General features: G+C 37.7%; 8 protein-coding genes. 7 read left to right on the plus strand and 1 reads right to left on the minus strand.

All coding sequences use genetic code 11. The features are described 5' to 3' along the window. The first annotated feature begins 1 nt into the window (after position 1). Positions 2–982, plus strand: a complete 981-nt coding sequence (locus HII17_RS08320) for a DUF58 domain-containing protein (protein ID WP_169074866.1) — start codon at positions 2–4, stop codon at positions 980–982. Further along, positions 975–2,999, plus strand: coding sequence for a transglutaminase family protein (locus HII17_RS08325; protein ID WP_169074867.1), 2,025 nt, complete (start codon positions 975–977; stop codon positions 2,997–2,999). Before HII17_RS08320 ends, HII17_RS08325 begins: the two co-directional genes overlap by 8 nt. On the opposite strand, the gene HII17_RS08330 is transcribed toward HII17_RS08325, so the two are convergent. After that, on the minus strand, positions 2,996–3,670 hold the full coding sequence (locus HII17_RS08330) for a DUF2982 domain-containing protein (RefSeq protein ID WP_169074868.1): 675 nt from the start codon (positions 3,668–3,670) through the stop codon (positions 2,996–2,998). The genes HII17_RS08325 and HII17_RS08330 overlap by 4 nt on opposite strands. Positions 3,671–3,813: 143 nt before the next feature. Here HII17_RS08330 and HII17_RS08335 point away from each other — a divergent pair, with 143 nt between their 5' ends. The 5 genes from HII17_RS08335 (at position 3,814) to HII17_RS08355 (ending at position 13,379) form a co-directional block, all read left to right on the plus strand. Continuing rightward, positions 3,814–4,128 (plus strand): hypothetical protein, encoded by a 315-nt coding sequence (locus tag HII17_RS08335; protein ID WP_211185286.1) that lies wholly within the window; start codon positions 3,814–3,816, stop codon positions 4,126–4,128. A gap of 73 nt (positions 4,129–4,201) precedes the next feature. After that, entirely contained in the window at positions 4,202–7,537 is a 3,336-nt protein-coding gene (gene recC / locus HII17_RS08340) for an exodeoxyribonuclease V subunit gamma (RefSeq protein ID WP_169074870.1), read from the plus strand. Then, the gene (gene recB, locus HII17_RS08345) at positions 7,534–11,016 is read left to right on the plus strand and encodes an exodeoxyribonuclease V subunit beta (protein WP_169074871.1); all 3,483 of its coding nucleotides are present in this window, start codon (positions 7,534–7,536) and stop codon (positions 11,014–11,016) included. The genes recC and recB overlap by 4 nt, the downstream gene beginning before the upstream one ends. Beyond that, positions 11,016–12,845, plus strand: coding sequence for an exodeoxyribonuclease V subunit alpha (gene recD / locus HII17_RS08350; RefSeq protein ID WP_169074872.1), 1,830 nt, complete (start codon positions 11,016–11,018; stop codon positions 12,843–12,845). Before recB ends, recD begins: the two co-directional genes overlap by 1 nt. 12 nt (positions 12,846–12,857) lie before the next feature. Beyond that, a complete protein-coding gene (locus HII17_RS08355) occupies positions 12,858–13,379 on the plus strand; it encodes a DUF3087 family protein (RefSeq protein ID WP_169074873.1) in 522 nt (173 codons plus the stop codon). Positions 13,380–13,389 lie beyond the last annotated feature (10 nt).

A 13,389-nucleotide genomic window follows, 5' to 3' on the forward strand; every position in this document is an offset into this window, starting at 1 on the left:
CATGTTAGGGGCGCTTAAGCAGCAAGTTAATCAACGTTTTAATCAATGGTTAATTAAACGTGTACCTACAGCTCAAGTATTTACGCTGTCCAATCGTAATATTTTCATATTTCCTACGTTGTTTGGTTTTGCTTATTTAGTCATTGTCTTGCTGTTGTTCTTGTTAGGTACTAACTACCAAAACAATGTCATCATGCTGTTAAGTTATTTAATGGCAAGCTTTTTTGTGACAACTATGCTTACCGCGTTTTTCAATTTAAAAGGCTTATCGTTACGATCTGCAAAAACGCATAACGGTTTTGTAGGTCAAATGCTGCACCCGTCAGTAACCCTTCAATGTGATAAACCAGTTTTTGACATTAATTTGAGTTATCACAATTCAGCAGTAAGTAAAATTAACACTGTTGAGGATTGCCAAAACGCCAAAATAGCACTGAACACCTCTAAAAGGGGGGTGTTAAGACCAGGCCGACTTAAAGTGCTAAGCGAATATCCCTATGGTTTATTTCAAGTATGGGCAAGATTAGATTTCGACCATCAATTTATAGTTTTTCCAGCACCTAAAGCAATAGCGACTAAGCAACTTAAAGCATTAGTAACCTCTGACCAAGAAGGTGGTGCAAATTTACAAGAAACCTCCGGTGACGAATTTAATGAATTAAGAAGCTTTCTGCCAGGGGAGTCAATGGCAAGAGTTGCTTGGAAACAACTAGCAAGAGGGCAAGGCAAATTTACTAAGCATTATCGTCATAATCTTGGAGAGTCGCGTTATTTGTCACTTGAGATGCTACCGAATGTTAGCCTGGAACGTAAGCTTGAGTATTTAAGTTATCTAGTGCTGCAATATCATCAATTAAACGCACAATATGGTCTTGTATTGACAACGACTAAAATTGAAATTAATAGCGGTGATTTACATCGTGACGAGTGTTTAACAGCGTTGGCTATGTATGCTTTACCTAATGGTGTAATTCATGAGTGAAACTAAGCCATTTTTATTAAATAAGTCCCTTCATTTGCATTTGTTGTTGGTTCAACTTTCGACAGTCGCCTTATTTGCTAACGAGCTAACGGCTTGGATGTTAGCAATAATTGCACTAAGTTTTTTGTGGCAATTTACTCAATTAGCAGTGCCCAAACGCACGAGACAACACCATTCTGTTTCTACACCTAAGTTGGTTACCGTGTTGTTTGCGCTGGCAGGTGCAGGAGTCATCGTTGTTAATAGCAAGTCACTTGGTTTGTTACTGGCTATGGTGCATTTAATTTGTTTTGCTTACGGAATTAAATCTCTTGAAATTAAAAGTCGGAAAGACTTTTACATTATTATTTTAATTGGTTTATTTTTACATGCCTGTGCCTTTATTTTTATACAAAGCATTTGGTATGCGTTAGTCGTACTTACTGTCATATTGTTAAACCTTGCTTTGCTCTATCGTATTTTTTCCGTTAACGTTGCGCATCTAAAAAGCTATCTTAGTTCATTGAAATTGTTAGCCTTTAGTGTTCCTTTTGCGGTTGCTTTGTTTGTTTTCTTTCCAAGGCTTTCTCCATTTTGGCAGGTACCTTTGGCTAATACGGCCAAAACGGGTTTAGGTAGTGACGTACAACCTGGTGATATCGCTAAATTGGCACTTTCCGATGCATTAGCTTTTAGAGTAGAGTTTGCAGGAAAAGCGCCGAGTAAAAGTCAAATGTATTGGCGAGCAATGACTATGTCATATTATGATGGAAAAAAATGGTCACGAAATAATGGCAACCGTTTACCTTTCTATTTAATGCAAAAACCTAATATAAATTACTTATCTGGTGATACTTATCAATACCAAGTAATGGCAGAAGCGAGTAATCGTTCGTGGTTGTTTTCGTTAGATACGGCAAGGTTAGATAATAATAAAATAACCCAACTCGCCGACTTTAGCTTAATAAGTGATAAACCAATTACTAAGACAGTCAATTACCAAGTGGTTAGTTTTGCTAATGCCGGCAAAGAGTTAAATTTAGCTAACCGAGCCAAACGTTTTTACTTGCGAATACCTGAAGACAGTAATCCGAAATTGCAACGTTTAGGTCAAGAATTACGACAACGGTTTAATGATAAGCAACAAATAATTGATCACGTCTTGAATCAATTTAGGCAGCAACCCTATTTTTATACCCTTGAACCTCCTGTGCTTGTTGATAATAGCTTAGATCAATTTTATTTCGATACTCAAACAGGTTTTTGTGAACATTACGCAAGCACCTTTGCATTCTTAATGCGTGCCGCAGGTATTCCTGCTCGATTAGTAACAGGCTATTTGGGAGGGGAATATAATCAACAAGGTAATTATTACAGCATTTATCAATATGACGCACATGCTTGGACAGAAGTGTGGTTAGAAGGGCAAGGTTGGGTAAGTGTTGACCCGACCTCAGCAGTAAGTCCTGAACGTGTAAGTGATGATATGTCGAATGCCCTGCGACAACAACGAGTCAATATTGCCGGAGCATTTAGCTGGCAAGCATTTAGCACTAATGCCTTAATCGCCAAATTAAAAATGCAAATTGAAGCAATTGATTATCAATGGAACCGTTTAGTACTTAGCTATACCGTTGAAAAGCAGACGGAATTCTTAAAAACATTACTTGGACAAGGTCGTTTGTGGAAAGCTGCACTTGTCATGTTACTCACTTTTGTTTTGGTTGTCGGCTTGTTGTGGTATCGAGATCTTAGGCCTAAACAATTAAATCGACGATCTAATTGGCAATTGCAATTTGATAAATTGTTTATACAACTAAGTAAGATTGGCATAACGCGCGAACCTTCGCAATTACCACTGCAGATGATTAATGATATTGAAAAGGTTAATCGTTCGCTTGCTGTAGATTATCAACAACTTTGTTTAAATTATGAACGCTTAAGTTATAGCCAGTTAAATGCTAAAGATAATATGGCGATAGCTAAGCAGTTCATTGAGCAATGTAAAAAGTTTAATAAGCAGCTTAAAAGGCTTTAAGCATCGGTGCCTTTTTTAATTGCGTGACTGTTACATTGATTTAGCAATGTTAAGAAGTCATCTAATGGTCGATCTAGAGACGAGGCAGGTAAAAATAGGTGGTAACCAAACGCCTTTTCTAATGCATCTATATGGTGAAATAATAGCGCTTTAGGACCATTTAACTTAGAGCCGTCACTAAGTCGATAAGGTGCAAAATTAACTTGTGCTTGTTCAATAGTTAATAATTCACTACTAATCGCCAATGTCGCAAGTGGCCTTTGTTCATGAGGTAACCTATTAGCGAGTCGCAAACTGATATTTTTAGCTAAGACTTCACTATTTTTTAATTTTATTCCTATATAAGGTAAAACTTGATGGTTTACGCTCGAGCTTAATTTTACGTTTCCGACACGTTGAATGTTTTGCCAGCTTATTTGCCAATGGCCATATTTATGGAAATAGCTTAAAGCTGTAGGCGTAAGGTGAAAGCTAAATTCAGGTTCTAACCGTTTTGCTATACCAATAAAAATCAATACGATACTAACTAATATCACCAGAATCAGCACTAAACGTAATGCATGCCAATAATGGTGCGATAGCGCAATAGATATGCATAGTAATGCTATACCAGCAACGAGTAAAAATCGGCCATGATAATTTGCAAAAGGTTTAATTTTTATTTCAGGCATATTTTCTAAAGTAATTCAAAATGCTATCTCAAAAGTAGTTTTTTTCGGTCAATATATTAATGAAAAATCACTTGTTTTGAATAAGTTTTAAGTCTAAGTTTAGAGTATGGATGTTAACAAAGGTAATTGCTATGCATTCGCAAATGAGTACCCATACGGAACATGATTATGCTCGCCTTATTGCGGTTTTAGGTTATCTGACAATAGTTGGTTGGCTTGTCGCTATGTTGTGCTATGGAAGCTATAAGAGTAAGCTTGCGGGCTTTCATTTACGCCAATCTTTAGGCTTAATCATTTTAGCGGCTTTATTGTCTTTTATCCCACTTATTGGCTGGGCGTTAAATATCGTTGTAGCGGCGTTCTGGCTGGTTAGCGTTTATCACGCTTTTAAGGCTGACTACTATACCGTTCCTTGGCTGGGTGTAACTTTTCAAACTCACTTAAGATTTATTGTATAAATACAAAATTAAACTAGTGTTCATAATTGGGCTGTGATTAAATTTATAAAAAATAAATTTGTCCGGCACACATTTGATTTATCTTTATCCTGCTAACAAAATGGAAAATTTGTTGGCTCTGTTCAACAAAGTTCAACAAGTTTCACCGCTAACCTTATTCGAACAAGAGCATGTCATTGTTCAAAATGCAGGCATGCAGCATTGGTTAAATATGGCTATTGCTGAATCTCGAGGCATAGCGATGAACATTCAGTTCAGTTTGCCTGCCCAATACCTTTGGAAGCTACTGCGTTCTATCGCTAGTGATGATGACGTTCCGGATCAATCACCATACTCACGAGAAGTGTTGGTTTGGAGAGTTTTTCAATTACTTAAAAGTGACAAAGTGCTTGGTAGCGAATCATTTTCAAAGGCAAATCGATATTGGCAAAGTGAGCAAGGCGAAGCAAATCAACAGCAAAAACGATATCAACTGTCGCTAAAATTAGCAGATTTGTATGAGCAGTATTTAATTTTTAGACCAGAGTGGATAGAAAGCTGGAGTGATGGTGATTTTAATTTGCCACAAGAATTAGCCACACACGAAGAGCTCAGTGAACCATTTCTTTGGCAAGGAAAGTTATGGTTGATGCTTCACCAACAGCAGCCTTATAACCCAATGGAATTGCTTCATTTAGCCAGTAAAAATATAGCAACCAAAACGAGTGAACTACCTAAACGGATTTCATTTTTTGGAATTAATGCGTTAGCGCCAATGTGGCTGGAGTTCCTACAACAAATTGGACAACACATAGATATTCATTTTTTTCATTTAAATCCATGTGCCGATTATTGGGGCGATATACAGTCTGAAAAGCAACTAGCTAAGCAAATAAGTGATTGGACAGGCAGTGTTAAAGATGTTTCTGAGCAAATAGGGAATCCTTTATTAGCAAACTGGGGGCAGCAGGGGCGAGAATTTTTATCCTTGTTACAAAATATCAGTACAATTAATATTGATGTCTTCGATGAGGTGGATGCCAAAAGTAGTACAGAGCAAAGGTTACTTACTGCAATCCAGCACGATATTCTTTGCCTAAAAGATACCAGAATTGAGCCGGTTATTCTTAATGACGACAGCCTGACTATTACAAGCTGTCACAGTGCATTTAGAGAAATTCAAGCGTTACATGACTGGTTACTTCACCAACTTAATCAAGATAAAAACTTAACACCAAAAGATATCTTGGTTATGTGTCCCGAGATAGAGCAGTATGCGCCTTTTATACAAGCAGTATTTACTAGAGGTTGGCAAGATATAGATGAACACATTCCACCTTTACCGTGTTCAATAGCTGATAGAAATGCGCAAGATGCAGACCCTCTTATAGCTAATTTTGTCGACATGCTTTCATTACCAGATAGCCGATTTCAAATTACGTCAATTATAGCCATGCTTCGTTTAGAAGCTGTTCAGCATCAGTTTGGTTTGAATAGTGAAGATATCGAACAACTGAGTTATTGGCTTGAACAGGCCGCAGTTCATTGGGGGTTAAATAGCGAACATAAAAACCAAGTACTAGGAAGTGATAATGCCTCTGGGGTGTTTACTTGGCAACAAGGCTTGTCTAAGTTATTAAAAGGCTTTGCTTACTCAGATGCCACAGCATTAGTTGGCGATGAGCTTTATCTACCATTTGTTGAAGGTGATTCAGCTCGGATTCTTGGGCAATTCATGTTGTTTCTAGAAAGCCTTAGTATAAATAGCAAATCACTCAACCAAGCTAAGTCCGCCAATGAATGGCATCAATATTTAACGTTATTAGTCGAACAGTTTTATCATCCTATAGCAGAAGAAAGTGTTAGCGCTATTCACCATGCGATTGGCCTGTTGTCAGAATTTAATGCCCAAGCAGAAAATCATGCACCATTAACTTTGCCGGTTGTTAGAGAGTTCTTATCCGCGCATTTTTCTACGCCTGATACAGGTCGCCAGTTTATGGTAGGGCAAGTTACATTTTGCTCTATGCTACCAATGCGTAGTATTCCTTTTAAGGTCATTGCTGTACTTGGGCTTAATGACGGTGAATACCCTCGACAAAGACAACCGCTAGCGTTTGATTTAATGGCAATGTCTAACCCTAAACTGGGTGATAGGTCGCGCCGTGGAGATGATCGTTACTTATTTTTAGAAGCATTAATTTCAGCACGTCAAAAACTGTACTTAAGCTATCAAGGCCGAAGTGTCCAAAATAACAAAACACGAGAACCTAGTATCATCTTACAAGAGTTATTTGACTACTTGACTGATGGTTACGGTTGGCAATGTGAATTAACGCCAAACAGCGATATTCGCCAGATGCCGCTACAAGCATTTAGCAAGGGCAATTACCTTAGTGAATTCCCGAGCTTTGACGTTAATTGGCTTAACTTAGCGATAGGTGATTCTCTCAAAGCTAGTGAACAGGCTAAAAAAACCAAAGTAAGCAATTCAATAGTGAGTTCAAGCAATGAATTAACAATTGATATCGATGACTTAGTAAGGTTTTTTCAACACCCGAGTAAGTGGTATGCCCAAAAAGTACTGTCGATATATTTTGAACATTATCAAGCGCAGCTAGAGGATACCGAGCAGTTCAGCTATGACCGGTTAGCGAGTTACCAGCTTAAGCAACAACTTTTAGAAATAGCTTTAGGCAGTGAAGAAGAAGTAGCGGTAAAAGTAGAACAGGCCTTAAAACAAGCAAAACTTAGTGGTCGATTTGCTGACACGCCACTTACTGATGAATACTTTGAAAAGTGGCAAGAGGACAATACTATATTTAGTGAAACGATTTTAAGTGAAGGCTTTGTAAACACTAATTTAGAAAGCTTCTCGGTAATATTAGAAATAGGCGATGAGTTAACCAATAACCCTCCTGTTGACGTCAAAATCAGTGCGCAATTACCTATTGTTAGTAATAAAATTGCTTATTACCGTAGCTCTACCGCTAAAGCAAAAGATCTTTTTACACTGTATTTAAGTAATTTGATCGTAAATGCAGCTTATCAGCAAAGTAGTATTGATAATGATGTAGCTAGTACTGGGTTGTATTTTGATACCAAACAACAAAAAGTCTCTCAATATGCCGTTCCACCAATAGCTGAATCGCTGGTTTTATTAACTAAAATTGTCGAGCAATTTTTAAATGGGCAAACTAATGCATTATTAGTGAGTGCAGAGCTTGCTCACAAAATATTTAATTCAAGGAAATTTGAACAAGCGCAACTAGAGAACTTTTGGTTCGACACAAACAGTTTTAGTGCGCCAATAACCGACCCATACATGCAGTTCTTTTGGCCCGATTGCCCAAACGTAGAAGATGTAATTAGTGAAGCAAACCCAATTTACCAGCATATGTACCAGGTAATGGAAAAGGTTAAACGATGAACTTACTACCATTAGTTGCCGAGCAAATTCCATTAACAGGTAAACATTTAATTGAAGCAAGTGCAGGTACAGGCAAGACATTTAATATCACCCGAATTTATTTGCGGTTATTACTAGAGAAAAAGTTAACTGTAGAGCAAATTTTAGTCATGACCTTTACTAAGGATGCGACTGAGGAAATTCGTAGTCGCATTGGTAATACTTTGAGAGCAACGCTAAGTCAATGGGATGAACTGGTAACTAGCGATCCGTTTTATCAGTCATTGGCACAAAGCGTTGCCAAGGAACAAGCATTTGCTCTTATTAATCGAGCATTGCTTTTTCTAGATGACGCAGCAATATTCACCATACATGGCTTTTGTAAAAGGGTGCTAACCCAATATGCATTTGATAGTGGCTTACTGTTTAACATGCAAATGGAGTCAGGTTGCCAAGATCAAATGCTAGAAGCAGTGCAAGACTGGTATCGACTGCTGTCTAAAAGCCACCCTGAGCAGTATTTGTCTGTGGCAGAGTTTTGGCCAGAACCAACGACATTTATCCAAGTGTTTAGTCGGGCATTAAATCGAAAACACGAAATTTTAGTACCTAATAAACAATCGATATTTGATGTGTATATTCAAGAAGTACAAGTTGCTAAATCTTCATTGTTAGCGAATCAGCCGTTATTATTTGAAGCCTTGGTAGATAACCAAAAAGGTGATAAACGCGACGTTAGAATTCATGAGTATGAGCAACTCATAGGTTGGCTGGAAAAAGCTTCAGTTACAACATTAGATGACGTTACTAAGTATGTAAGTCAGTCCATTCCTGCATCTTTTTGCGATGGACGCCGCTATTCAAAATCTAAAGTTAAGTCGCAACTTGTTGACGCTTTCACTCCGGTTAATACATTAAAAGATACGGTTAAAAGTCTAGAGCAACGTTTAAAGAAAGCCGATGCGTTCCAAATTATTGTTCAGGGTATTAACGATATTAATATCAGTATTGAACAAAAGAAAAAACAAGGTTCTTTATTAAGCTTTGATGACTTAATTGAAGTGCTGGCTGACAAGCTGGATGAAATAGACAATAACAAGCTTAGCCAGCAGCTGTATCAGCAATTTCCTGCGGCAATGGTTGATGAATTTCAAGATACAGATCCTCATCAATTTAGTATTTTACAAGCGATTTACCAACATCAAGCTAAGAGCTGTCTATTCTTAATTGGTGACCCCAAACAGGCTATTTATGGCTTTAGGGGGGGCGATATATTTACTTATCTTTCTGCAAGAGGGTTTTGTCAGTATCAGTGGGTAATGGATACAAACTGGCGTTCGAGTGCTCAGGTGATCCAAGGGTACAATCGACTGTTCTACGGTGGAGACCTAAACAGTGAAGGTAAAGAAATATTTGGTCACGGCATACCTTATAATCCGGTGACCCCTTCATACAAAATACCAGCTGAACAATATAAAGATAATGATTGTGCGCTGCAGTTTGTTCATTTTAGTAATAATGAAGATAAACCGTTTAAACCAGCGTTTCGTGCAACGATGGCTGATTGGTTGTCTAATAAAATTGTTACATTATTAAATGATAATACTGAAGGTGTATCAGCAGCAGATATTGCGATATTGGTGCGCGACGGTACTGAAGCAAATATTGTTAAGGAATCGCTAGAAGCTAAACAATTGGCATCGGTCTATTTAAGTAATCGAAGTAATCTATGGTTAACGGCTCAAGCTAGTCAGTTATTACTTGTGCTTAAAGGAGTATTGTTTTACGAACAAGACAGGTTTTTCAACGCCGCACTTGCTTCTGGTTTACTTGGTTTTAATGCTGATAGCTTATTAGCCTTACAACAGGATGAACTTGCTTGGCAAGATCAAAAGTTTGCCTTTAAAGCATTAAAAGATGAATGGCGATACAAAGGCTTTATCTCAGCTGCGCTAAAACTATTACATCAGCACATTAAACTAGACTCAGGTGGTAAGGAGCGCGCATTAACTAACTTATTACACTTGGTAGAGTTACTACAAAATGCCAGTAAACGTCACCATCAAGCCGAAGAGTTATTGTATTGGTTTGAACAGCAGCAACGTCTTGATTTAAGTGACAATGAAGCTGAACTAAGGCTAGAAAGTGACGAACACCTAATCAAAATTGTTACGCAGCATGGCTCCAAAGGCCTTGAATATCCAATTGTTTTTGTTCCTTTTGCGACTCGACATAAGAACCCCAATATGATTGGTAACCGTAAAGTTACTGTACTTGACTATCACAATGAACAAGGTCAACTTATTACGGCACTAGAGGGAAGTGATGAAGCTCGTCAGCATATGTGCGAAGAAGCTTATGCAGAATCAATAAGATTACTATATGTAGCCGTTACACGTGCTGTTCAGCGTTGTTATATGCTGACGGCGAACTTTGAACAATGTCATTTATCACCGCTAGGTATAACTCTAGGTTGGCAAGAAGATACCGATCTTCAAAATGCGCTATCTACGCTTTCTGTTAATAATCCTGACTCAATCGGGTTAGAACTGGTGGACGATGGTGAGAGTAATCAAGTTGACATTAATAATTCACAATTTGAAGAAACTCTAGTAATTCACGCTGCTAGGTTTTTAGGCAGTATCGAACGTGATTGGTGGTTAAGTTCGTTTACTGCATTGAGCCGAAATTTGCGACATGGCGGTGTTTCATTGCCCGATAGAGATACCAATGAGACAGCAGAGCAGTTTATAGCGTCCAAAGGTGTTGAAATGCGATTTGAGTTAGCTAAAGGTGCTCATACTGGTAATTTGCTTCATGATTTATTAGAGCAAGTAAGCTTTGATGAATGGGACTGGTTTGCAATTGCACAGAGGCTACAAACTAAGTACCTAAGTATATTAGACGGTTGGCAATTAGACACTTTGGTAGATTGGCTAAGAAGCATAGCATCTTCTCCGTTATCGGACTCTTTAACCCTTGAATCATTAACTGAAAAAAATGTGTTAAAAGAACAAGAGTTTTATTTTCCAATGAAAAAAGCGAGTAGCCAAAAATTAGCTTCGCTTCTTTACCAACATCGAAATCGAATTTCGCCAAATATGGCTAGCGGAGCGATAAAATTACCCGCATATCAACAGTTAAAAGGCATGATGCATGGCTTCATTGATTTAATATTTGAACATAAAGGAAAATATTACGTCTGTGATTACAAATCGAGTCACCTAGGTAATCAATTTGCTCATTATGAGAATGAAGCGCTCAACAGTAATATTGCTAAGAATTATTATGACCTACAGTACTTAATTTATAGTTTGGCTTTACATCGCTTACTTAAGTCTCGGCTGCCTAACTATGATAGTGAAATACACTTTGGTGGGGTTTATTATTTATACTTACGTGGCATGGCACCCAATACTACTAGTGGTGTCTTTTATTCCGACATTTCCACTCAAGAGCTAGATGCATTAGACATGTTGTTCGACGGAGAAAGTTGCTAATGAGTTATTCAACTTTCCACAAAGCAAGTGAGCAATTAGCAGGCATAACAGCGATAGATTATTTTTTTGCAAATGAATTTTGTGAAATTGCAGACAAAAACCAAGGCGATATTTGGTTTCATTTGCTGTTAGCACTTAGCGAATCTGTGCGTTTAGGTCATAGTTGCTTACCTACTTCCGTACTTGCCAATCACCGTTTTGGATTTAAAAGTGAGCAGGAATTAGTTACCCATCATGGTTTTCAGTTCCCAAGCGAAAAGCACCTCGATGATTTACTTAAACAGCTTCCGATATTTAGCGATGACAGTGCAATTATCTATCATCAACATTGTTTGTATATGCGACGAAATTTTAGCTTTGAACAGGCGCTAATAAGTTATTTCAGCGAAAAAATGAGCCAGCCATCGCCATTTAAACGTGAACAAATACAGAGGGTTATTAGAGAGCTGTTTCCTGATCAAGATAACGAGATCGATTGGCAGAAAATTGCAGTAGCTAATAGTGTCGATAAAGGTTTAAGTATAATTGCTGGCGGGCCAGGGACAGGTAAAACCTATACCGTAACTAAATTATTGGCTGCGCTAATTTCATTGTTCAATGAACCTAAGCAAATCAATTTAGTAGCGCCAACCGGTAAGGCCGCCCAGCGGTTATCTGAATCAATAGTCAATGCTGTAAAGGGCTTTGAAGGAGTAATAGATCAAAAAATACTCGCGAAAATCCCAACTTCAGCACAAACGATTCATCGCCTATTAAAAGTGGTACCTAATCAGGTAAATTTTAAGCATGGTCAAAACCAGCCATTACAATGTGACGTATTAATTATTGATGAAGTATCAATGGTCGATTTAGCGCTAATGACTCGTTTGTTTCGAGCATTACCAGATCATTGCCAAGTTATCATGCTAGGCGATGCTGATCAGTTACCTTCTGTTGCGCTTGGTAGTGTTTTAGCTGATATTGCGATTCGGCCTCATCTAGGTTATAGCAAAGAGAACTTGAGCTATTTGAAAGATGTTTGCCAACTATCTGTAGCGCATACGAAGGTGTTACCAAGCATGAAAAAGCAAAGCGCTGATCACTTGTCCTTGCTACTTAAAAGTAGGCGCTTTGATGGTGAAGGAGCAATTGGTAAAATTGCCACTGCAACTATAAATGGCGAAGGAGAAAAAAGCTGGCAGTATATTAATCAAAATAGCTGTCAAGGTAGTGACTTATATTTAGCACCGGCCAATTTAAGTTCATGGTTGCCAGGTTATATACAAGAGTATTTTTTACCTATTCAACAATCAGAGACGTTAATAGAAGCTTTTCAACGCCTTGGCCAATTCAGAGTGCTTTGTGCTACACGTGTCGGCAGTGAAGGTGTGGAGCAAATTAATGAACAAGTGATAACGCAATTAAAAGGTATGCAATTTATCGAAAAGCTTTATCATGGTTTGCCAATCATGGTGAATGAAAACCATTATGGATTGAACCTGTATAACGGCGATATAGGCTTAATTTGGCAAAATGAACATGGTCAATTAATGGCATATTTTGAAAGCACAGATGAACAAGGTAACATTGGTTTTAGAGCCGTTATTCCTACTAGGCTACCTAGTATTGAGCCTGTTTACGCGATGACTATCCATAAAACACAAGGTAGTGAATTTAACCATGTGGCCTTGTTACTCCCTTCACAAGCCGATAACAACTTACTTTCTCGAGAGCTAATATATACTGGCATTACTCGGGCTAAACAACAGCTTACCTTAAGTTGTTTAGAGAATGTCTGGCATAGCGGCTTAGAAACTAAAGTAAAACGACATTCAAACTTAACTATCTAATTATTATATTTTATGAACATTCAAACTATTAATAAATCTACGTACCGTAAAAGGCTTAATCATGTTTCTGTTGGCTTTGTACTTGTGTTTGCGCTTTTTGCACTGATATTTGGTAGCTTTTTTATTTGGGCTTTCGCAGAGCCAATTACTGATCCAGAAACACAAAGCAACTTTCGTTATAACTTAGCCGGCGTAGTCTTGGCATTAGCTACTATGGCAATGATAGCTAACAGCATTAAACGACATAAATATTTACAAGAAATTTATTATGTTTGGCAATTAAAACAACTACATAATCGTATCTATAGAAAGCTTGCCAATATAAAAGCTAAACAAATTGAAGGTGATGATAACGCTAAGATTACATTAGCTTTTTATTATAAAACGTTAAAACAAGTATATGAGTTAGATAACAATACTTTGACTATTTCTAATGTCAATTTGGAAATAAATAAACTGCAGCAACATTTAGGTGTTGAGGAATTTGACGTGATGGCCGAACAATTTGACAAAAAGCTGCTAGATTCTTTCTAGTGATATTCAT

The sequence above is a fragment of the Thalassotalea algicola genome (genome assembly GCF_012932965.1).
GTDB classification, from domain to species: domain Bacteria; phylum Pseudomonadota; class Gammaproteobacteria; order Enterobacterales; family Alteromonadaceae; genus Thalassotalea_F; species Thalassotalea_F algicola.

What these genes read in the sequence shown, in the direction of transcription:
- HII17_RS08320 (WP_169074866.1), top strand. Translation starts at nt 2, where the DNA reads ATGTTAGGGGCGCTTAAGCAGCAAGTTAATCAACGTTTTAATCAATGG.
- HII17_RS08325 (WP_169074867.1), top strand. Translation starts at nt 975, where the DNA reads ATGAGTGAAACTAAGCCATTTTTATTAAATAAGTCCCTTCATTTGCAT.
- HII17_RS08330 (WP_169074868.1), bottom strand. Translation starts at nt 3,670, where the DNA reads ATGCCTGAAATAAAAATTAAACCTTTTGCAAATTATCATGGCCGATTT.
- HII17_RS08335 (WP_211185286.1), top strand. Translation starts at nt 3,814, where the DNA reads ATGAGTACCCATACGGAACATGATTATGCTCGCCTTATTGCGGTTTTA.
- recB (WP_169074871.1), top strand. Translation starts at nt 7,534, where the DNA reads ATGAACTTACTACCATTAGTTGCCGAGCAAATTCCATTAACAGGTAAA.
- recD (WP_169074872.1), top strand. Translation starts at nt 11,016, where the DNA reads ATGAGTTATTCAACTTTCCACAAAGCAAGTGAGCAATTAGCAGGCATA.
- HII17_RS08355 (WP_169074873.1), top strand. Translation starts at nt 12,858, where the DNA reads ATGAACATTCAAACTATTAATAAATCTACGTACCGTAAAAGGCTTAAT.